The 21,876-nt window shown below is 45.1% G+C and carries 15 protein-coding genes; 6 read left to right on the plus strand and 9 right to left on the minus strand.

Annotation, left to right across the window (positions count from 1 at the left end; genetic code table 11):
- The first annotated feature begins 136 nt into the window (after nucleotides 1-136).
- From LOZ91_RS10170 to LOZ91_RS10195, 6 genes are all read left to right on the plus strand, one after another.
- On the plus strand, nucleotides 137-1,678 hold the full coding sequence (locus tag LOZ91_RS10170) for a TolC family protein (RefSeq protein WP_244783129.1): 1,542 nt from the start codon (nucleotides 137-139) through the stop codon (nucleotides 1,676-1,678).
- Nucleotides 1,675-3,813, plus strand: coding sequence for a type I secretion system permease/ATPase (locus LOZ91_RS10175; RefSeq protein WP_244783130.1), 2,139 nt, complete (start codon nucleotides 1,675-1,677; stop codon nucleotides 3,811-3,813). The genes LOZ91_RS10170 and LOZ91_RS10175 overlap by 4 nt, the downstream gene beginning before the upstream one ends.
- Nucleotides 3,810-4,997 carry an HlyD family efflux transporter periplasmic adaptor subunit gene (locus tag LOZ91_RS10180; protein WP_244783131.1) on the plus strand — a complete coding sequence of 396 codons (1,188 nt, stop codon included), beginning with the start codon at nucleotides 3,810-3,812 and terminating at the stop codon, nucleotides 4,995-4,997. The genes LOZ91_RS10175 and LOZ91_RS10180 overlap by 4 nt, the downstream gene beginning before the upstream one ends.
- A gap of 118 nt (nucleotides 4,998-5,115) precedes the next feature.
- Nucleotides 5,116-5,715, plus strand: a complete 600-nt coding sequence (locus LOZ91_RS10185; RefSeq protein WP_159515872.1) for a YigZ family protein — start codon at nucleotides 5,116-5,118, stop codon at nucleotides 5,713-5,715.
- The gene (locus LOZ91_RS10190; protein WP_100357110.1) at nucleotides 5,708-6,325 is read left to right on the plus strand and encodes an acyltransferase; all 618 of its coding nucleotides are present in this window, start codon (nucleotides 5,708-5,710) and stop codon (nucleotides 6,323-6,325) included. Before LOZ91_RS10185 ends, LOZ91_RS10190 begins: the two co-directional genes overlap by 8 nt.
- A gap of 410 nt (nucleotides 6,326-6,735) precedes the next feature.
- Nucleotides 6,736-7,578 carry a universal stress protein gene (locus LOZ91_RS10195; protein WP_005171275.1) on the plus strand — a complete coding sequence of 281 codons (843 nt, stop codon included), beginning with the start codon at nucleotides 6,736-6,738 and terminating at the stop codon, nucleotides 7,576-7,578.
- Nucleotides 7,579-7,748: 170 nt separating this feature from the next.
- Here the strand turns inward: LOZ91_RS10195 and LOZ91_RS10200 are convergent, their stop codons facing one another.
- The 9 genes from LOZ91_RS10200 to dnaE form a co-directional block, all read right to left on the minus strand.
- Nucleotides 7,749-8,414: an O-methyltransferase gene (locus tag LOZ91_RS10200; protein WP_005096677.1), complete on the minus strand. Its 666-nt coding sequence runs from the start codon at nucleotides 8,412-8,414 to the stop codon at nucleotides 7,749-7,751.
- Between the two features lie 133 nt (nucleotides 8,415-8,547).
- On the minus strand, nucleotides 8,548-9,264 hold the full coding sequence (locus LOZ91_RS10205) for a D-Ala-D-Ala carboxypeptidase family metallohydrolase (protein ID WP_074382876.1): 717 nt from the start codon (nucleotides 9,262-9,264) through the stop codon (nucleotides 8,548-8,550).
- Nucleotides 9,265-9,400: 136 nt separating this feature from the next.
- A complete protein-coding gene (fdxA, locus tag LOZ91_RS10210; RefSeq protein ID WP_004279936.1) occupies nucleotides 9,401-9,724 on the minus strand; it encodes a ferredoxin FdxA in 324 nt (107 codons plus the stop codon).
- Nucleotides 9,725-9,920: 196 nt separating this feature from the next.
- Nucleotides 9,921-12,569 (minus strand): DNA mismatch repair protein MutS, encoded by a 2,649-nt coding sequence (gene mutS / locus LOZ91_RS10215; protein ID WP_244783132.1) that lies wholly within the window; start codon nucleotides 12,567-12,569, stop codon nucleotides 9,921-9,923.
- Between the two features lie 333 nt (nucleotides 12,570-12,902).
- On the minus strand, nucleotides 12,903-14,909 hold the full coding sequence (locus LOZ91_RS10220) for an alpha/beta fold hydrolase (RefSeq protein ID WP_180039816.1): 2,007 nt from the start codon (nucleotides 14,907-14,909) through the stop codon (nucleotides 12,903-12,905).
- Nucleotides 14,910-15,032: 123 nt separating this feature from the next.
- Nucleotides 15,033-15,974, minus strand: coding sequence for a hypothetical protein (locus tag LOZ91_RS10225; protein ID WP_159515868.1), 942 nt, complete (start codon nucleotides 15,972-15,974; stop codon nucleotides 15,033-15,035).
- Nucleotides 15,975-16,094: 120 nt separating this feature from the next.
- The gene (cysE, locus tag LOZ91_RS10230) at nucleotides 16,095-16,904 is read right to left on the minus strand and encodes a serine O-acetyltransferase (RefSeq protein ID WP_005096684.1); all 810 of its coding nucleotides are present in this window, start codon (nucleotides 16,902-16,904) and stop codon (nucleotides 16,095-16,097) included.
- On the minus strand, nucleotides 16,904-17,752 hold the full coding sequence (locus tag LOZ91_RS10235) for an RNA methyltransferase (RefSeq protein ID WP_005096685.1): 849 nt from the start codon (nucleotides 17,750-17,752) through the stop codon (nucleotides 16,904-16,906). Before LOZ91_RS10235 ends, cysE begins: the two co-directional genes overlap by 1 nt.
- A gap of 37 nt (nucleotides 17,753-17,789) precedes the next feature.
- Nucleotides 17,790-21,362 carry a DNA polymerase III subunit alpha gene (gene dnaE / locus LOZ91_RS10240; protein ID WP_244783133.1) on the minus strand — a complete coding sequence of 1,191 codons (3,573 nt, stop codon included), beginning with the start codon at nucleotides 21,360-21,362 and terminating at the stop codon, nucleotides 17,790-17,792.
- Between the last annotated feature and the right edge of the window lie 514 nt (nucleotides 21,363-21,876).

Below are 21,876 nucleotides of genomic sequence, written 5' to 3' on the forward strand. Positions count from 1 at the left end.
TTTTATGTCTGTAAGATACCCACATCACGACACCAATTGTCGGATGAGGGTTTTTTTTCATCAAATCAACGTTAAAAAAGTATCTTTTACAACGATTCGATATATTGTTAGGCTAAAACACGAAACATTAATTATTATGCGATTTAGGGTACAGCACATAAAAAATGTTCAGGGGAAAACCGATAAAAAAAGGGGGATCTTCATGAGTCTTCTTTTGCCTTTATCTATTTCCTTGGCACATGCAGAAACTTCGCAAAACCATTTTGCAAATATTAAAAACGGTTTAAGTAAACTGATTGCACCAGAGCCAACAGGGTCAGCGCATTCAGTTAATATTACGTCACTCAGTCGCTACTCATTAGACACTTCTCAGGTAGCTGAACTGCCACAGATTACCCAGCCACAACAGGGACAGTCTGCTACCGGCTCTATCGTGGCTCCTATTCCACAAAAGATGAATGTGGTGGAAGCGATCCATACCGCAGTTCAGCGACGTCCTGAAATTAGCCAGAGTATTTCTACCCTGTCTGCACAGGCGGCCAATATTGATGTGGCAAAAGCAGCCTATTATCCGCAGTTATCGGGCGGATTGGGGACCGGTGATCTGACCTCGGGTGAGCGTGGACGTCAAGTGGTTTCCTTAAATGCAACACAGATGCTGTATGACTTTGGCAAGATCAAAACCAATGTCAGTATCGAGGAAGCCAGATTGGCAGAAGAGCAGGCAAGGGTGCTGGTCAATCTGGATCAGGTGGCTTTTGAAGTGGCAGATGCGATTGTCAATATCAAGCGTTATCAGGAAATTACCAAAATTGCCCAGCAACAGATTCAGGGTATTGGACGGATTGCAGAAATTGCCAATTTGCGTGCCCGTGCCGGTATCAGCAGTCAGGCCGATCCAATTCAGGCTCAGTCCAATCTGGAAGCGGCACAATCGAACCTGCTGGTGCAGCAGACCCAGCTCAGACAATATCAGCAACGTTTACGCACTTTGCTGGGGTTTGATGTGTCTGCGGTGGAATGGGAGATTCCAGAACGTATTGTGGCGCAGGCCGATCTGTATCAGGATCCGGAATTTACCCAGATTCCCAATATGATTCTGGCACAATCGGGTGTAGAGGTTGCACGCTTTCAAAAAGATCAGGCACGATTAAGTCGTTATCCAAGCATTCATCTGAAAGGCAGTTTAAGTCAGGCTGTTAATGGGCGAAATCCGAATAATAATGAAGATGACGGCTTTTATAATTCAATCATGATTGAAGCCAGCAGTAATTTTTATCAGGGTGGCGCAGCACGCTCTCAGGCACGTTCTGCCAGTTATGCCGAAGAAGCTGCACGTGCACAGGTCAATACGGTTTATCTGGATGTACTGGATCAGGTTCGCTTGATTCGTGAGCAGATTGAGAATAAGCAAAAACAAATGGGAGTTTTATCCCAACGTCGTGCAACCACGGTACGAACCAAAGAGCTGTATCAAGAACAATATAAATTGGGTACCCGAACCGTGGTGGATTTGCTCAACGCAGAACAGGCGATTCATAGTGCAGCACAGGAAATTGAATCTGCACGCTATGACATCTATTCGGCGATTGTGCAATATATTCAGGTCACCGGCCGTACACGGGATATTTACGCGCTTAACCGTATTTCTATTCAGGGGTTTGAAGTTCAGCCATGAGTACTACAATAAATTATCAACCGTGGCTTAAAGCTGTTTTGAATATTGCCAGACATTACCGGATTGAACCTTCTGAGGAGCGGATTCGTCTGCAACTGGACTGGAACCAGCATCATGACATCGACGAGATGCTCAAAATTGTCAGCCGGCAGATTGGTTTAAATGTCCGTAAAAATAAATTTGACAGCAGCTTGCTGAATCCGTGGCGTTTGCCTTTGCTGGTGGAGTTTGAGAGTGGGGATGTGGGTGTGATTGAACGCATCGACACCCAAGGTAACGTCAGTATACAGCTCAGTGGCGATGAAGGCTTGTCTCAAAGTTTCACGGTTGAACAGTTAGAGACGGGCGTAAAGCATCTGTATGTTCTGCGTCCCGAATCTTCTGTGCCGGATGCGCGGGTGGATGAATATATCAAGCCGTTTGAGAAAAACTGGTTCTGGTCAATTGTCTTGAATGACTGGAAACGTTATATCGATGTCATGTTCGCCTCTTTAATCGCGAATATTCTGGCACTGGCCACGATTGTTTTCTCGATGAACGTGTATGACCGCGTGATTCCATCACAATCGATTCCTACCTTATGGGTTTTGGCTGGCGGTGTGCTGATTGCGGCAATTTTCGAGTTTGTTTTACGCGTCTCCCGAATCTATCTGTCAGACATTATTGGTAAACGTGCTGATCTGAAAATCTCTGATCGGGTATTTGGCCATTCCTTACGCATCAAAAATAGTGAACGTTCCAAATCGACCGGTACCTTTATCTCGCAGATTCGGGAACTGGAAGGGGTACGCGAACTGGTCACTTCAACCACAGTGACTGCGATTGCCGACCTGCCATTTTTCTTCCTGTTCTTAGGGATTTTCTGGGTGATTGGCGGCAACCTGTTCTGGGTGATGCTGCTGGTGGTGCCACTGATGATTCTGCCTGGCATTCTGGCGCAGAAAAAACTGGCAGAACTGGCTCAGCTGGGCATGCGTGAATCTGCCATCCGTAATGCCTTGCTGGTAGAAGCCGTGCAAGGGATTGAAGATATCAAGCTGCTCAGAGCTGAAACACGCTTCCAGAATCAGTGGAACCATATGAATGAAGTTTCAGCCGATGTCAGCATGCAGCAACGTAAGATTGTGGGTTTGATGACGGCCTGGACCCAAAAAATCCAAGGCTTGACCTTTGCCATTGTGGTATTGGTCGGTGCTTTTGCGGTGATGGACGGCGAGATGACCACAGGTGCATTGGTGGCCTGTTCGATTCTGTCTTCACGAATGCTGGCACCCATTTCACAAATTACTGGCGTGTTGGGTCGTCTGCAACAGGCCAAAGTGGCCAAAGCCGGTCTGGATGAGTTGATGAAAAAATCGGTCGATCAGCCGGATTATTCTCATCTGATTCATCGCCCAGCTCTGGATGGTCATTATGAACTCAGTGGTGTGGTATTCAAGTACGGCGAAGATGATCCAAAACCAAGCCTGATGATTCCAAAGCTTGAAATCAAACCGGGTGAAAAGATTGCGATTCTGGGCCGTAACGGTGCCGGGAAATCAACCTTGTTGCAGCTCTTGTCTGGTATGCAGACGCCGTTACAGGGCAAGGTCAAGCTGGATGGTATTGACCTGACCCTGATCGATCCTTCAGATGTACGTCGTGATATGGGCTTGCTGAACCAGAATTCGCAGCTATTTTATGGTTCGATTCGTGAAAATCTCAGCTTGGGTGCGCCCTTGGCCACCGATCAGCAAATTCTGGAAGCGCTGCAAATCACGGGTGCATTCGCTTTTGTGCAGGAGAAAAAAGAAGGTCTGGATCATATCATTCTGGAAGGTGGTGTTGGTTTTTCTGGCGGTCAGCGTCAGGCGCTGTTGTTAACACGGTTATTGATCCGTCAACCGAAAATTCTACTGCTAGATGAACCTACTGCTGCGATTGATGATGTGTCAGAAAAGCAGTTGATTGATCATCTTAAAAGTTATTTGAGCCATCGTACCATGGTGGTTGCGACGCATCGCCGTGCGGTACTGGAGCTGGTGGATCGTATTATTGTGGTGAATGATGGGAAAATTGTCATGGATGGTCCACGAGATCAGATCCTGAATCAGTCACAGGGTGGTAATAAGCGGGTTGTTGGAGCAAGTGCATGAGTGAACTCAAAGAACTAAAACGTTCAAGCAAAGTCAGCTTTCAGGAACCACCTTTACCGAAATCGAGTGTTATTATCTGGATTGTCGGCATTGGTTTATTGGTATTGCTGATCTGGGCCTGGTTATTTAGCCTGGAAGAAGTCTCTACCGGTACGGGTAAAGTGATTCCATCTTCTAAAGAGCAGGTGGTTCAGTCTTTAGAAGGCGGTATTTTGACCACACTCAATGTTAGAGAAGGTGAAATTGTAGAGCGCGGCCAAGTGTTGGCTCAGCTCGACCCGACCCGTTTTGAATCCAATGTCGGTGAATCTGAATCCTTACTGATTTCATCACGTGCGACCTCAGCTCGCTTACGCGCGGAAGTGAGCGGTACGCCATTGGTATTTCCCGAAGAAGTCTTGAAATACCCAAAACTGGTGAAAGAAGAAACGGCACTGTATCAGTCACGTCGTGCCAATCTGGAGGAATCCGTGGCCGGTCTAGAACAGGCCTTGGTACTGGTACAGCAAGAGCTGGAAATGACAGCACCACTGGTGGCTAAAGGGGCAGCCAGTGAGGTTGAAGTGCTGCGCTTAAAACGTGAAGCCAACGACCTGCGTAATCAAATGAATGATATTCGTAATCAATATTATGTGAGTGCGCGGGAAGAGCTGTCCAAAGCCAATACCGATGTGGAAACTCAGCAGCAGGTGGTACGCGGAAAGTCAGATACGTTGAGCCGGACTATTTTTAAATCACCGGTACGCGGTATCGTAAAAGAAATTGATGTGATGACCTTGGGCGGCGTGATTCCACAAAATGGCAAGTTGATGACCATCGTGCCACTCGACGAAAAACTACTGGTTGAAGCGCGGATTTCACCACGTGATATTGCCTTTATTCGTCCAGATCAGGAAGCACTGGTTAAAATTACAGCCTATGATTATTCAATCTATGGTGGGTTGAATGGTAAAGTTACGATGATTTCACCAGACACCATCCGTGATGAAGTCAAGCAGGATCAGTTCTATTACCGGGTCTATATCCGCACGGACAGTGACAAACTGAATAATAATGCAGGTCAGGAGTTTAATATCACCCCAGGTATGGTGGCCACGGTAGACATTCGCACCGGTTCAAAAACTGTCATGGATTATCTGATCAAGCCATTCAACAAGGCCAAAGAAGCGTTGCGGGAACGTTAAGCCTTTCAGTTCATTGAGTCAAACAATCGAGTCAAATCAGGCCTCTCCATGGAGAGGCTTTTTATTTGTCTGGACAAAGCAGGTATACTGCCAGGGTTCTATTTTAAAGCCTGAAGTTATGCCATATACGCTTGCCAGCCTGGTCAGTTTTGAGGAAGACATCAAAAAAAGCCGATTTCAGGCATTTGCGACCCCTGTAGAAAATGAACAGCAGGTCAAAGATTTTCTGGACGCTTATCGTGATCCAAGTACCACACATCAATGCTGGGCCTGGAAAATTGGCCATCAGGTGCGCTTTAATGATGATGGTGAACCTTCAGGCACTGCGGGGCGCCCGATTCTCGCCACCATTGAAGGTAATGAATTGACTAATGTACTGGTGCTGGTCAATCGCTGGTATGGCGGGATTAAACTCGGCACCGGAGGTTTGGTTCGTGCCTATGGCGGCTGCGCTGGACAATGCTTGCTGCTGGCAGACAAAATTGAACTGATTGAAAAGAAAAAAGTGCAATTTTTCTGTCAGTTTAATGAATGGGCCATTTTTCAGTATGAACTGAATCAGCAGCAAATCGATTATCAGGAAGACTATAGTGCCGAAGGCGTTCAGGTTCAGGCGCAGTTGCAGAAGCATCAGATTGAAGCTTTTGCTTTAAAAATTCAGGATGTGACTCGTGGCCGTGAACAGCTCAAAATCATAGAAGAAGCAACAGATGACTGAAGCAGATCCATTACTGAAATATCGTGAGCAGCATAAACATCGCCTGAACTATATGCCTTGGCTATACTGGTCCTTAAAGGCGAAAAACCGTGGCTGGGCAGAAGCTTGGCAAAAAGAATATCAGGCTTATCTGATGGAAATGGAAACCGTCGAGATTGGTGAAAACTGTTTCATTTCGCCACTGGCACATATTTTTGCGGAACCGGGACGCAAGATCGTCATTGGCGATAATACCTTTATCGCCGCAGATTGCACCCTGCATGGCCCCCTGGATATTGGCAATGAAGTGGCGATCAATCATCACTGTATTCTGGATGGTGGCCGGGTGGGGATTAAACTGCATGATCAGGTGCGTATCGCAGCGTATTGTCATCTGTATGCATTTGATCATGGTATGCAGCTAGAACAGCCAATTTATCAGCAGGCGGTACGCTCACAAGGCATCGAAATTGGCCGGGATGTCTGGCTCGGCGCACATGTCGGTATTAAAGATGGCGTTAAAATCGCAGATCAGGCCATTGTCGGAATGGACAGTATGGTCACCAAAGATGTCGAAGCACGGGCTATCGTTGCTGGGAATCCTGCAAGCTTTATTCGATACCGCAAATAAAGCTTTACACTCGGTAGATCTCTTTCATCAATCAGAAAATGATGGTTCTATTGATATTTAAATCCACGAGATATTAAAAGCCCTTTCTTCCTTTCGGATGAGAAGCAGTGCTTCGCAAGGGCATGAGCGGATTTTATAAAGACCTCTTCCTTATGCAACAGTATTGCTGACTTCCTAACAGCAAGAGGGAATTTCGCTGGTATAAATTAGAAAATGATTTTAAACGCATTTTAATGATCTGAATTTAAGTGTTTGGCCTAATGGCTGAATTATTCTTCTAATTATCGGTCAATCATATAAAAGTTAACATATTTCAATTCAAGCCTTACAGATTTTGCTGCACATTTTATAAAGCTTATGCTAAGTTAAAAATAACAAAGAAATTTTTATCATAAATAGAGAGGCTAAACATGAAACGTGTCATCGCCTGCATCGACTCTTCACCATGTATAAACGCGCTGGCAGACGCGGCTGCATGGATTGCCAAACAGACTGGACGTGAACTGGTTTTGTTACAGGTCTTGGATTATTACCCGGCCAGTTATCATCTGGGCGAAATCAGTGGGGTAATCGGGTTTGAAAGCAATGCCATGTTGCTGAAGGAATTGGCCGAGCTTGAACAAAAACAAAGCGAAATTGCCTTGGATTATAGCAATAATCTGCTGCAACATATTTCCGAGCGGATTTTAGCCGAACATGGTATTCAAACCACACATATTCAGGAAAAAGGGGATTTTCTGGAGCAAAGTTTCCAGATTCTTGAGCCGGATGATATCGCATTAATTGGATTGCTCGGTGAGCGCTCAGCTGAAAAGAATAAACCGATCGGCACCAATGTCGAGAATTTTATTCGTGGTGCCAATTGTACGGTCATGACCGTTGGGGAGCAGTTTAAACCGCCAACACGATTTATTTTTGCCTATGAATATTCTCCGACCTGTATCAAAATGATGAGACGGATTGCGGAAAGTGATCTGCTGCGTTTATTACAATGTCACCTGTTATATATTGGCGATCATGCCGAAATTTTAACTGAGCCGCTGCAATATCTGACTCAAGCGGGTCTAGATGTAGTGCCGCAATATCGCTATGGCGATGTCGCCGAGAATATTTTGACCTATCAACAGGAGATGGGTATTCAACTGATTGTTCTGGGCGCATTTAGTCACAGCAAAATCCATCAGTTTTTCCTCGGTAGTATTGCCACCACAATTTTCCGTAATTCCAAGGTGCCTTTACTGGTCGCAAAGTGAGGATTGCCTAAAAAGCAAACAAAATTAAAATTTAAACGTAAATTGTTACAGCTTGATTTAAAAATGATCAGAGTTATCCTCATATATTGTGGATAACTCTGTGGTTAATGTTTTTAAGTTAATGTTATATATGGTAAATATGGCGCTGGGTAATTTTTGTTCTTCTGATTTTATTTGACAATCGCAAGTGCAAAACCATCATGTCCTTTACTGCCTACAGTCTGTAAAGCGGTACAAGACAAGATACGTGGATGATTTTGCAGCGCTTTAAACATGGCACGGATGCCTTCAATACTTGGCTTGTGATTGTCCGGATTGATAATCTCGCCTGCACGGATTACATTGTCCAGAAAAATAAGTGTACCTGAATGCGACAGATTTAAACTGAGTTCCAGATATTCCGGATAACTCTGTTTGTCTGCATCAATGAAGATAAAATCAAAAGCCTCGGTCTCTGCGGGTAGAGCTTTGAGTACATCTGCTGCACGACCACATTTCAGTTCAACAGTTTGCTTGAGCTGGGCACGGTCAATATTTTCCTGACCCATTGCCGCGTGGGTATCACGTCCTTCAATTGTCAGGATATAGCCATCATCGGGCAAAGCACGTGCCAACCACATGGTGCTGTATGCGGCAAATGTTCCGAGTTCCAGTACACGTTTACATTGATTCATCTGGATCAGCATCTGCAACAACATGCCTTGATTTGCTGCTACAGCCAGATGATCTGGCAGACCATGCGCAGCAGTATTTTCCAGAGTCTGATTCAGGATGGGATCTTCAGGAATTAAATGTGACTCAATGTAGTTGTCAATGTCTGTCCACATGTGTTGCATAGTTTTAGCACCATCAATTGCGATGGGTGCATTTTAAACTTTTCGCGGCATAGCGCAATTTATTGTGCTATAGCTGCTGTTTTTTTAGGCTACATAAAGTCCTAAATGAACTTTGTATAGCCGTTGTCATGACTTAGTAATTACACATTGAGGAGTTTCGCCCCAGACTTGGCCCCCAGGTACGGTAACCTTGGGTATCGATGTGGATCTGACCAGAAGCATACATGCCGAGTCCCATATTCAGACTTTGACCATGTTGCGCCCAGAACTGGCACAGTTTGAACTTGGTATTTTCAATATAACTATAGTCTTGCGCTTGTGGATATTCTGGGCCAATACGAAAATCGATGGCAGAATTATACAGATGGCGTGAAGAATTGGCACCACCGGCACACTGGTTTAAAGGCAGGTCACGATAGACGGAAGTGACTTCAAAATCAGTCAGGACATTGGCGGCTACTAAATATTTAAATACACGCAAGGTTGGAACCTGATTGGCCCATAATTCACGGCTTGGAATCATGTACTGTGAACGACCACATTTGGCCCAGTCTCGCGCGGTGCGCATTAATTCAAAACTGGGAATAATATTACCTACGCCATTGCGTTCCAGAAACACTTCGTACTCACGTACACGTGATAAATTATCCAGCGCAGAGACCCAGTGGGTATACAGATAAGGTACAGTTTTGGGTTGGACTTTGCGGTCGTATTGAACACGTTCTTGGGGAATATAAATCCGCTTTCCATCGGGCACGGTCTGTCCCGGTGGTTTTGTGGTCGTGGTACAACCCACAAAAACGAGAGGGATTACACACAGACTCAATAATCCCTTTGCAAAATTCTTCATTTATAGAAATCAGATATTTATAAATAGCGCCATTTTAGACTAAATATACGGAGAAATTTGGAGAATATTGCAATAAAATGTGTGGATTGAGTATAAAAAAGATCAGCATGTGCTGATCTTTTTTAACTGAAATTAATTACTTTTCAAGATATTGTAATTTGTCAGCTTTACCATTCCATTCTTCACGATCTGCTGGCTGGTCACCAATTTGTGTGATATTTGGCCATTTTTGCGACAGGTCAGCATTCAATTCAATAAATACTTCTTGGCCTTCTGGTAATTCATCTTCAGAGAAAATTGCATTCGCCGGACATTCAGGTTCGCATAAGGCACAATCGATGCACTCGTCCGGGTTAATCACCAGGAAGTTAGGACCTTCATAGAAACAGTCTACAGGGCAAACTTCAACACAGTCTTGATATTTACATTTAATACAATTTTCAGTGACAACGAAGGTCATGGCGACAGCTACCTAAAAAATATGGTTCTATTTACGAATACTGTATTTTAGGCAAAAACAGGGGGAACTAACAATTCCTTTTATTGATATTTGTTATATATAGGGCTGTTAAATTTGAAAAAAGCCGGAATAGGGCTAAATTCAAGTATAAATCAGTGCTAGACCCCATACGGGATGAGGTCTATGGCTCAGAGAATTACCCCGGCTGTTTGAGTAAATCTTTTAGTGCATATAATTGTGCTAAGGCTTCGCGTGGACTCAGGTTGTCTACATCGATGTCCTCAAGTAATTCGAGAGCTGGAGATTCTTTCTCAATTTCGACAATACGTTCCACTGGCTCTACAATTTCCGGCAGTGCAAATAGATCATGTTGTAGACTCTTTGGTTTGACCAGTTGTTGCTTTTCCAGAATCTTTAAGCGGTTTTGTGCTTCTTTAATGACTGATGCCGGAATACCGGCAAGTTTCGCCACCTGTAAGCCATGACTCTGGCTGGCAGGGCCATGTTGTACCTTATGTAACAAAATCAGATTGCCATTCAGTTCTTTAGCCGTGACATGGTAGTTATCAATGCCGCTTTCTTTATCGAGTTCGGTCAGCTCAAAATAATGGGTTGCGAATAGACACAGGCATTGAATGCGTTTGCTCAGATCCAGCACACAGGCCCAGGCCAGAGACAGGCCATCATAGGTACTGGTGCCACGACCGACTTCATCCATCAGTACCAGCGACTGACTGGTGGCATGATGCAGAATTTGCGAAGTCTCGGTCATTTCCACCATAAAGGTCGATTTGCCAGTTGATAAATCATCGGCAGAACCAATACGGGTGAAAACCCGGTCAATAGGCCCTAAAGTCGCAGCTTGTGCAGGAACATAAGCCCCGCAATACGCCAGCAAGACGATCAATGCGGTCTGGCGCATAAAGGTCGATTTACCGCCCATATTGGGTCCGGTAATAATCGCCATGCGATGGGAAAAGTCCAGTCGCGTATCGTTCGGTGTAAAAGCAGTTTTGCTTAAAGCTTCCACCACCGGATGACGGCCAGCAGTGATACTTACACCGACTTCAGGGCTGAATTTTGGCCGTGACCAGTTGCGTAAACGTGCCTGATGGGCAAAGTTTGCCACCAGATCAATCTGGGCAATGGCACTGCTCATCATCTGTAAATTGCCGATATCCTGACGTAATTCATCCAGCAGCATTTCAAACAGCATTTTTTCACGCGCCAGAGCACGGGATTCACTGGATAAAACCTTATCTTCAAAGGCTTTCAGTTCAGGTGTGATATAGCGTTCAGCATTTTTCAGAGTCTGACGGCGGATATAGTGCTCGGGTGCCTGTTCGGCCTGAGCACGTGAGAGTTCAATATAATAACCACTCACTCGGTTATAACCAATTTTCAGTCCCGGAATTCCGCTGGCTTCACGTTCTTTAATTTCCAGATCAATCAGGAACTGGCTGGCGTGATCACGAATCTGACGTAATTCATCCAGTTCACTATCAAAGCCTTCGGCAATCACATTTCCATCACGCAGCAATACCGGCGGATTTTCTACGATGGCAGACATCAAGCGTTGATGCAGGCCATGGAAATCTCCGAGTTCTTCATTTAGCTGGATTAATAGCTCAGACTGTTGTTGACTGACAATCGGCTGTAGGGCATGGCGTAAAAATGGAATTTGCGCACAGGCCTGACGTAGTTGTACCAGATCCCGCGGTCGGGCACTGCCCAAAGCAATTCGGCTCAGGACACGTTCAATATCGCTAATTTCCTTAAGTACCAAACGTACAGGTACTTCATGGAAACCTTGTAGCAGGGCCTGGATGGCATCTAAACGTTCATCCAGCAAGGCAGTGTCACGCAAAGGCTGCATCAGGGTGCGACTCAGCAAGCGTCCACCCATAGCCGTCTGGCAATCATTAATTAACTGAAACAGTGAAGTACCATGCTCAAATAAAGGCTCAATCAGTTCCAGATTGCGACGCGTCACTGGATCTAGGGCAATAAAGTCGGAACTCTGTTCTAGCTGAATCGAACGAATATGTGGTAAAGCGGTTTTCTGGGTTTCTTTAGCATAGTGAATCAGTGCCGCAGCGGCAGCTTTTGCCAACGGCAAATGATCAATCCCGAAACCGGAAAGTGTGCTGACGGCAAACTGGTCGCACAAGGTTTTTTGTGCATTGTTCAGGCTAAAGTCCACATTGGGACGCTTCGTCACGGAAATATCAAGTTGCTGCTTGAGTTGCTCGGTCAGCATCGGATCAGCGGTATTTTCATCCAGCAAAATTTCGCTTGGCATTAAGCGCGCCAGTTCAATCATGAGCTGGTTAAGATCATAATCCTGCTGCTGTACTTTAAATAAGCCGGCACTGAGATCGAGCAGTGCAATCCCGATCTGATTTTGCTGAATACATAAAGCCACCAGATTAGAGCTTTGATGTGCACCGAGCATGGCATCATCGGTCAGGGTGCCCGGGGTGATAATCCTTACCACGCCGCGCTCCATGGGAGCCTTACCGCGAGTGCTTGTGCTCTCGCCCTCACCAATCTGCTCACAGATCACCACTGTTTCGCCTTTTTTGACCAGACGGGCCAGATAGCCTTCGGCTGCATGGTAAGGCACACCTGCCATCGGGATCGGCTGACCATTGGCTTTACCGCGATGGGTCAGGGTAATGCCTAAAATTTTGGCTGCCTTGTGTGCATCTTCAAAGAACAGTTCATAAAAATCACCCATACGATAAAACATCAATGAGTGTGGATGCTGCACTTTCACCGACATGTATTGCTGCATCATGGGCGTTAAGGTAGAAAGATCAGCCATAATTTCCGAACTGGTCATTAAAAATAAATCCTTTCAACAAGAGAGAAATGCAAATACTGATAAGCAGCGTATGCAAAAAAATTTAAAGCATATCTAAACAGATCTATAAAAATATTTTATCGAGGATCTGCTCAGGAGCATAGTGAATGAGGTCGCTTATCTTAGGGTGCTTTAAATCAAGATTGACACAAGTCTATCAAATTTAATTTTTAGAAAGAAATGAAATTCCAGATGAATATTTAAGTCATGCGACAGATCTGTCGGTCTGAGTTTTTATTCAGCATGATTTCCAATTTTAAATCAACCACTGGATGTGAACATGCAGTGGTTGATTTAAATTAAGGGAATTGTTTATTCGGGATCATAAAGACCCAGGTCAGACAGGTGTAATCTGAGAATCCGGCGCAATTCCAGTACGGCCTCAGGGGTTTCCTGAATGGAATGGCCACCCTTGATCACTTTACTGGATACTGCACCTTGCAAATAAGCACTTTCGTAGGAAACAATGCCATCACTCATCAGCTGAGGTTCTGTAGTATCTACGGTATTACCGATGATGGAGTGAAATTTGAAGCCGGTATAGGGCTGAATGTTTTTAGTCAGCGCATTGAATTTCGAATTTTCACTCAAATCACTCGGGCCATTTTGAATCAGGTCATGTCCCAGTTCTTTGACAAATTCTTTTAATCCGATTTCGCCTTGTAAAGTATCAGCAAAGGCACCTAAAAATGCACCTGGAACCCGGATAATTTTACGCGCCAGTTTGGTATGCCAGCGATTGGCATATTCTGTGCCACGATGCGGTGTGGCCAAGAAAATCGCCCGGCTAAAATTTGGAATCGGCTGCATTTGCAGGCGTGCTTGAAACAGCGGTTTATCCTTAAACTGTTCAATACGGGTATTTTGTACCAGTTTAAAAGCATCTTGGCTGATATCGGCATTGCTGACCATCAAACGGGCAATCACGCCGCCCATACTATGTCCGACCAGTACTGCATCTTTTTTAGCTGCGGCATTGTTCGCGACCTGGGCAAATCCTTGCTGAACCAGTGCATTGATTTGAAAACGGCTTTCCAGAATCGGCATGTTGGTAGAATAAAACACCTGCCAGACCTGAAAGTTTTCTCTTAGAACCGGATCCCCCATAATATCGTTGGTCATACGAATCCAGGCTTCGGGGCTGCTGGCCAGACCATGGACCAATACCAGGATCTTCTTGTTCGGATTATAAGGTTCCAGCATATACAGGTGGGGCATGCTCAGACTATCATCCCGATCAATCAGGGTCAGATAGGCCAGACGCCCCAGATTGTTCTCGGCCAGCCATAAACCATAAGGTGCTGAAAAATTGGCTGCCAGAGCATATTCCTTAGAAGCGACCTTAATTTTTTCATATTTATAGGGATCATAGAGTTTCAGATGAAATTCGGAGGTCGATAAAATCTGTTCAGTACTATTGGCTGATTTAGGTACAGCGGTGATCGTGGTGGCCAGATATCGTGCTGCGTGGATATTGGGATTGATACCATTCGGATATTTGTGATTGAGTGGGTCAGTAACATATTTTTTATCTTTTTCGGATGGTTGCTGCTCCGGTAGAACCACTAAAAACTCTGAACCAAAACCGTCACGACGGGTAATTGAACGAAGCCCAGAGAAGTTCATGTTGTAGGTGGATAATAGTTGCTCAATGGGCTGGTTTTTCAGCTGCGGAAAATTTTCCAGATCAATGCTATACACACTGTTACCCACCTGAATCCGTTGGCCGGAACGCTTGGTTTCATAACGTTCAGCATAGCGTTGAATCAGATGAGCAATCGCCAGGTTATAAAAATCACGAATCTGAACCTGACGGTTGTCGAAAATACGGTCTTGCGGGGCACGCTCGGTTTTAAACAGGTAGGCATAACTATAACGAATGCTTTTATCCAGCATGCTGAGCTGCTGATCCAGACATTTCTGGATATTCTGTTTTTGCAGCTGTTGCTTTTCCTGAGATTGGGTCTTGCTCAAAACACTGGTGTTGCACTCGGCTGACTTGGCATTCTGTAAAGAATTGGCGAGATACAACTCACTTGCTGTAGAAAGTAATTGTTCATCTAAAATCTGGGGAATCTTTTTAAGATCCTTTACACATTCTTCGGGCTGGTCAATACAGATCTGGGCTTCACGCCCCGTCATGGACAACACATTTAGACTGGCTTCGCTCAGTTTGTCGCGCGTCAAAATACTGTCACGCTCATTGCTGAGTGTGACATTAAGTGCCTGTTCCTTAACACTGACCACCTGACAGCCGCTCAGCACGCTGGTGATGACTAAAGTGCACAGTATTAATCTTTTATTTATTTTTTCGTGCATAAAACCTTTCACTGAATTTAAGTTGTAAGTTTGGATAATGGTTTGTATTTTACTAATTTTTTCTCATAAAAATAGACCGCCGTAGCAGTCTATTTGTAATCAGAGAAAGAAGATAAATTCTGATTATGGCGTTTTAGGGGTTGCAGCAACTGGAGCTTGATTTGCGGTTTGCAGAACTTGCCAAACATTCCAGCGACCTTGTTTCTCAATTTCCTGAATCAGACGGTCTGCCACTTCAGCTTCTTGCGGGTATTTCACTTTATAGTTTGCCAAGGTTTGAGCCGCATTTTTTTTCTGTTCCAGCGCAATATAATTATTGGCTGCAGCAAGATAGGCTTCCTGAACGCCAGCTTTCATGGCTTTGTCCAGATAAGGGATCGCTTCACGTTGACCGCCACCTTCGGACAGGCCAAAGCCGAACCAGAAGTTCACTTCAGGATCATCTTGGTTGATCTTAAGAATTCGTTGTGCATAGGTCAGGGATTTGGTGGTATAGACTGAACCCAGATCCAGATTACGTGCCATGACACTGGCTTTAAATGCACGTACCAGAACATCGAAAGAGGCATTTTCACGTGCAGCTAAAGTATCCAGCTGTTGAGTGACTTCACGCAGTTTGGCTTCAAAGCCACGACGTTCCTGACGATCGCTAAAACGTGGTGGATAATGACGTGCTTTACCTTCCACCATTTGCAGGAAATCATCAATCTCGGTGATGTCGATTTCATTGGTATTTGCCAGAGCCGCATAACGCATTGAACGTGTATTGCTGTCTACAATGGGAATAATCAGTTTATTGACATCCAAGGTTAATTGCTTGGATGGATCATTTGGATGAGTCACGACCATTTTGGTCACGGGTTGAGCCGCAGCTTTTTGCAAATGCACCTCAAACGGAGGTGGTTCATTATAATTGAATGGATTTAATGCATAAAATGGCGGACTTAATTCAGGTTCTACAAAAACCACTTGATCCACAGGTTTCTCAGCAGACTTCTGAGAGACGGTCGAACATGCAGTCATTGTGAATGCTAAACAAGCAAGTGCCAAGGGCTTAAAGGTCATAATATTCATCCATTCGTGTTATTTTTTAAAACAGCTAGTACAAAAATCACATGACCGTCAGTCTATGAAAACTTTAACGATCATGCAAGTAAATGCATGTTACAGAATTGAACGCTCTATTCAGGCTTTAGACTGACTGGTTTGAGCTTCACATTCACGGCGCGCTTCTTCCAGAATCTGTAATTCTTTTTTGCTTAAAGGCTGACCATCTTGTTGCTGTTTATTAAAGGTCGGATCCAGCAAAGAAAGACGGTTGCACAAGTTGTTCATGCGTTTTTCATTTTGCTGAATACGGTCCAGCAGAATGCGCATACCCTCCAGAATTGGATCAGACTGGTCTTCAGTTGCAGCATAGGGCTGGAAGCCGATACTTTCTGCATAATCACGACGACGGGTTTCTGCATCATCCTTCGGTTTATTTTTGGTAATAAAGCGTGCAGGGTTACCCACAGCCGTCGTGTTTTCAGGAACTGCTTTAGTCACGACCGCATTAGAACCGACCTTGGCATTTTTACCGACAGTAAATGGCCCTAAAATCTTGGCACCAGCGCCAACCACCACGCCATCTTCTAAAGTTGGATGGCGTTTGCCTTTATTCCAGGTCGTTCCACCCAAAGTCACCCCATGATAGAGGGTAACATCATCGCCAATTTCTGCAGTTTCCCCAATTACGACACCCATACCGTGATCAATAAAGAAACGACGGCCTATCTTGGCGCCCGGATGTATTTCAATACCAGTCGCAAAACGGCTAAATGAAGACAATGCACGTGCAGTTCCCTTACAGTCTTTGTTCCATAGCTCATGTGCCATGCGATGCATGATCAGCGCATGGATGCCAGGGTAAGTGGTTAAGACTTCTAAGGTATTGCGTGCTGCAGGATCGCGCGCAAAGACAGCTTGTATATCTTCTTTGAGCTGTTTTAGCATTAGATTTGATCCTCGTCCTGTGATGATGTATGTGAAGATTTTTTCCACGTGCCGTTATTTAAGGCCTGAACGCGGCTGAAAATACCACGAAGTAAATGATATTCCATACGATCTAATTGTATACGTCCAAAGAGACGACGCAAGCGTAAAGGCAATAATCTTGGATTTTTTGGGTCCATAAATTCAATTTCGGCCAGCATTTTTTCCAAATGCGGATAGAACTGTTCCATCTGCGCATGATTCACCAAAGGCTCATCCCATTCCATTTCAATGCCATCAATGACTTGCATGGTTGCTTTAGCATCACGTGGTTGTTCAATCTGGCTCATGGCTGCCATGCGCATTTCATAGCAGATCACCTGAATGGCTTGAGCCACATTCAGTACGCCGTAATCGGTATTGACTGGAATGGTCAGGTGATAGTTGGCCATTGCCAGTTCTTCATTGGTCAGACCGCGGTCTTCACGGCCAAATAGAATTGCAACTTCTTGCTGCTCTTGTACCACGGCGCTCATGGCTTTTGTCGCAGCAGGGCGCACATCTAACAGCGGCCAGGGAATGGTACGGCTACGTGCGCTGGTACCGAATACAATCTGACAGTCTTTAATGGCATCTTCGAGCGTTTCTACAATCTCGATCTGCTCGATCAGGTCAGTTGCGCCTGCGGCCAGTGCATCAATATCCGGATGCGGATAGGTTTTTGGCGCCACCAGAACCAACTTGGACAGGCCCATGGTTTTCATGGCGCGTAAAGCACTGCCGATGTTGGCAGGTAAAGTGGTATTGACCATGACAATACGCACATGGGAGAGATGTGCTGAAACAGCAGCATTGTCAATTTGACTCATGAGGATTCCAATTTAAAGGTTTTTTAAAGATCAGGATTTATGAATATTGTGGCTGGGATTCAGCCTGATACAGTTCCAGCGCATCGTCCATGCTCATGCCAGCAGGTGGCGGTGGAACATTGACCGGTTTGGCCTGTTCATAAGAAACAGCTTTGGCGGCTTTGGACTTGACCTGATATTCAATATGCAATGCTTCTTTACCAAAATAATCACGCAATTTAGCCAATAACTCATCCAGTGGCGCCACTTTCCAGTTGAGACCCAGATGAAGTTCGGTCGTAGCATAAGGATAGTCTAAATACAGAATTACCGGAATATGCGCTGACATGTCGATATTGGTATATGGTGTCAAAATCTGCTGCAAGTCACGACTCAGACTTTTACTGAAATGCTCAGTAGTTAAGGTGATTTTAATGCTGTTGGCACGCTTCTGGCGAATTTCATTCAGGCTAAAGGCTTTAGTGAGACGTCCCATTGGGCGGTCAAAGCCTTCACGCTCATAAATTTCACCTTCAATCACCACAACTTTATCCAGCTGGATAATCTCTTTAAAGCGGTTAAAACGTTCATGATTGGCTGAAATTTCAATACGCGCCGTACCATCATCCAGAGTCATCATCATCCGGTTCGGGAAATTGGCAATATCCACCACCAGTCCTGCAAATACGGTGGTCACGCCACGGCGGGTCGGCGTCAGCTCATTGATCTGACTAGGTACAAAGGATTTCAGTTCATTACGATAGACATCAATCGGGTGGCCGGTGAGGTACAGGCCGAGGGTGTCTTTTTCACCTTTCAGGCGAACTTCATCCGCCCATGGCTTGACCGGTTTAGAGGGTTTGCGCTGAACTTCTTCCACTTCACCAAACAGATCCATGATGCCGGTTTCACGGTTGGAGCGCGCCTGTTCCGCAGCTTGCACCGCTTCAGGCAGTTGTGCCATCAGGTCGGCACGATCAATGCCTAAACAATCCAGCGCACCGGAGCGAATCAATGCTTCCAGGGTACGTTTATTGATTTTTTTCAGGTCAATACGATGACAGAAATCAAACAGGTCACGGAAAGGACCTTCTTGTGTACGCGCGTCAATCACTGATTGCATCGCAGCTTCACCGACACCTTTAATCGCACCCAGACCATAGACAATGGTTTGTTCATCCGTGGCATGGAACTGATACAGCGACATATTCACTGACGGTGGTAAAACTTCCAGGTTATTCTTGCGACAGTCATCGATCAGAAACACCACGTTGTCGGTGTTCTGCATCTCCGAGGTCAACACTGCAGACAGGAATTCCGCCGGATAATGCGCTTTTAGCCATGCAGTCTGATAGGCAACCAAAGCATAGGCCGCAGCATGTGATTTGTTAAAGCCATAGCCGGCAAACTTTTCCATATAGTCGAAAATATGGTTGGCAGTGGCTTCATCAATGTCTTTTTTCGATGCACCTTCAATAAAGATCTGGCGCTGTTTGACCATCTCTTCCGGTTTTTTCTTACCCATGGCACGACGTAACAAGTCTGCGCCACCGAGGGTGTAGCCGGCACAGTACTGTGCAGCCTGCATGACCTGTTCCTGATAGACCATAATCCCGTAGGTGGGTTCTAGTACGCCTTCAAGCAAGGGATGTAGATATTCAAAATCGCCTCCATGCATCCGGTGGATAAAGTCAGGAATCAGATCCATCGGGCCCGGACGGTACAGCGACACGAAGGCAATAATTTCTTCAAATTTGCTTGGGCGTGCCTCTTTCAGCATCTTCTTCATGCCCACGGATTCAAACTGGAATACCGCGGTGGTGTTGGCATTGGCAAAAACCAGATACGCGTCTTTATCTTCAAGCGGGATATAGGCAATGTCTAGAGGCTTGTCAGATTTGATGCGTTTATTAATATTTTTAACTGCATCTTCAATTACGGTCAGGTTACGCAAACCCAAGAAGTCAAACTTGACCAGACCAGCAGATTCAACATCGTCTTTATCGAACTGTGCCACGCGTGAAGTACCATCGGCCTCACACATGACGGCAGAGAAATCGGTAATTTTGGTTGGTGAGATGACCACACCGCCGGCATGTTTACCGGTATTTCGGGTAATACCTTCCAGTTTTAGTGCCATTTCCCAGATTTCAGCCGCATCATCATTATCTGGGTTGGATGGATTGGTGACGATATCTTTAAGCTGTGGTTCGGCTTCTAAGGATTCCAGCAGACTCAGGCCTAAAGGCTTGGTCGGGATCATTTTCGAGATACGATCGGCCAGACCATAAGATTTACCCAAGACACGCGCCACATCACGAATCGCACCTTTGGCCGCCATGGTACCGAAGGTGGCAATTTGCGAAACTGCATCACGCCCATAAGTACGCGCCACATAGTCAATCACGCGGTCACGACCTGCGATACAGAAATCGACGTCGAAATCGGGCATCGACACACGTTCCGGGTTCAAGAAACGTTCGAAGAGTAATTCATAACGTAGCGGATCAAGATCGGTGATTTTTAAGCTATAAGCCACCAGTGAGCCTGCACCTGAACCACGCCCCGGGCCTACTGGAACGCCGTTACTTTTCGACCACTGAATAAAGTCCATCACGATCAGAAAGTAGCCCGGAAACCCCATCGAGTTAATGATATTAATTTCGTACTCGATTCGCTCATCATAAGGCTTGCGAACTTCTGGCCAGTGTTCATCACGCTGTTCAGGTGGATACAGGAAATTCAGACGTTCTTCCAGACCTTCTTTGGACAAGTGTGCAAAGAAAGTATCAATGGTATGACCTTCAGGAATCGGATAATCCGGCAGAAAGTATTGACCCAGTCGCAATGTGACATTACAGCGTTTGGCAATGTGGTAAGTGTTCTCAATCGCAGAGGGAATATCCGAGAACAGCTCTGCCATTTCCTCAGCAGATTTAAAATATTGTTCAGGTGAATAGGTTTTAGGGCGGCGGTTATCCCCCAGTACATAACCATCGGCGATACACACCCGGGCTTCGTGGGCTTCATAATCATTGCGGGTCATGAAGTGCACGTCGTTATGTGCCACTACACCGATATTATATTTTTTGGCCAGTTTCACTGCTTCCAGAATAAAGTCATCTTCATCCGGACGGTTGGTGCGGGTCAGGGCGATATAAACGCGATTGCCGAATTTTTCAACCCATTCTTCCAGCAAGGGTTCCGCTTTTTGCGGATTTGAACTCATCAGCATCTTGCCGACATCGGAATGCATGCCGAGCAGGGCAATCATGTCCTCGGACTGGTTTAAAATCCATTGTTTTTGTACGCATGGAATGTCTAATTGCTGACCACTGATAAAGCCTTCAGACACCAGTTCAGTCAGGTTACGCCAGCCTTTATTGGTCATCGCCAATAAGGTCATACGATGTTCGGCATCATTCAGGCGAATTTCAGAACCGAGGATCGGCTTGATGCCTTTGCCTAAGCATTTGCCATAGAACTTGACTGCGGCATGCAGGTTAGACAGATCCGTCAGCGCGAGGGCAGGCATCTGTTCTTTTTCGGCAGCTTTGACCAAGTCAGGTATCCGTACGATGGATTCAGTAATCGAAAATTCTGTATGAATACCAAGATGAACAAAGTGCATAGATGAGTCCCTGCTAAAACCATTGAATAGTTTAACATGGGATTTATTGTTTCAGTTTGAAAATGAGGGGAAATGGCTAACTTTTAGATTTTAATTAAATGTTGATTTGGGGCTTTGTTCATATCTATAACGAGATGGGATTGTTAACCGAAATTGAATTTCTGACTAGCGACATGGATGTCGCCAGTTGATCTGTGGCACAAGGAAGTATCATCAAGCCAACAGAAGATTTTTGTTACCTTGCATAGCAGTGCTTTCAAAAGTAAAAGAAGAATTTTAAATATTAGTAAGTTTATTCATGACATTATTTGAAAAATAGAATTTCGTTATTTTTACTTCAATTTTAACTTTGTAATATTTGTGCCTTACTTTTGACGGGGCAAAAGTAACAAAACCCCTTTGTTGATCTGATGGTACATCCCAGTACCACAGATCAACGGGCGACTTCCTGTCGCCATGGCACGTATCAAATAGTTGCAGGACTTTACTTTGAAATAATGAGAAAGGGTTCGTA

This window comes from Acinetobacter sp. F-1 (assembly GCF_022869025.1).
GTDB classification, from domain to species: domain Bacteria; phylum Pseudomonadota; class Gammaproteobacteria; order Pseudomonadales; family Moraxellaceae; genus Acinetobacter; species Acinetobacter pseudolwoffii.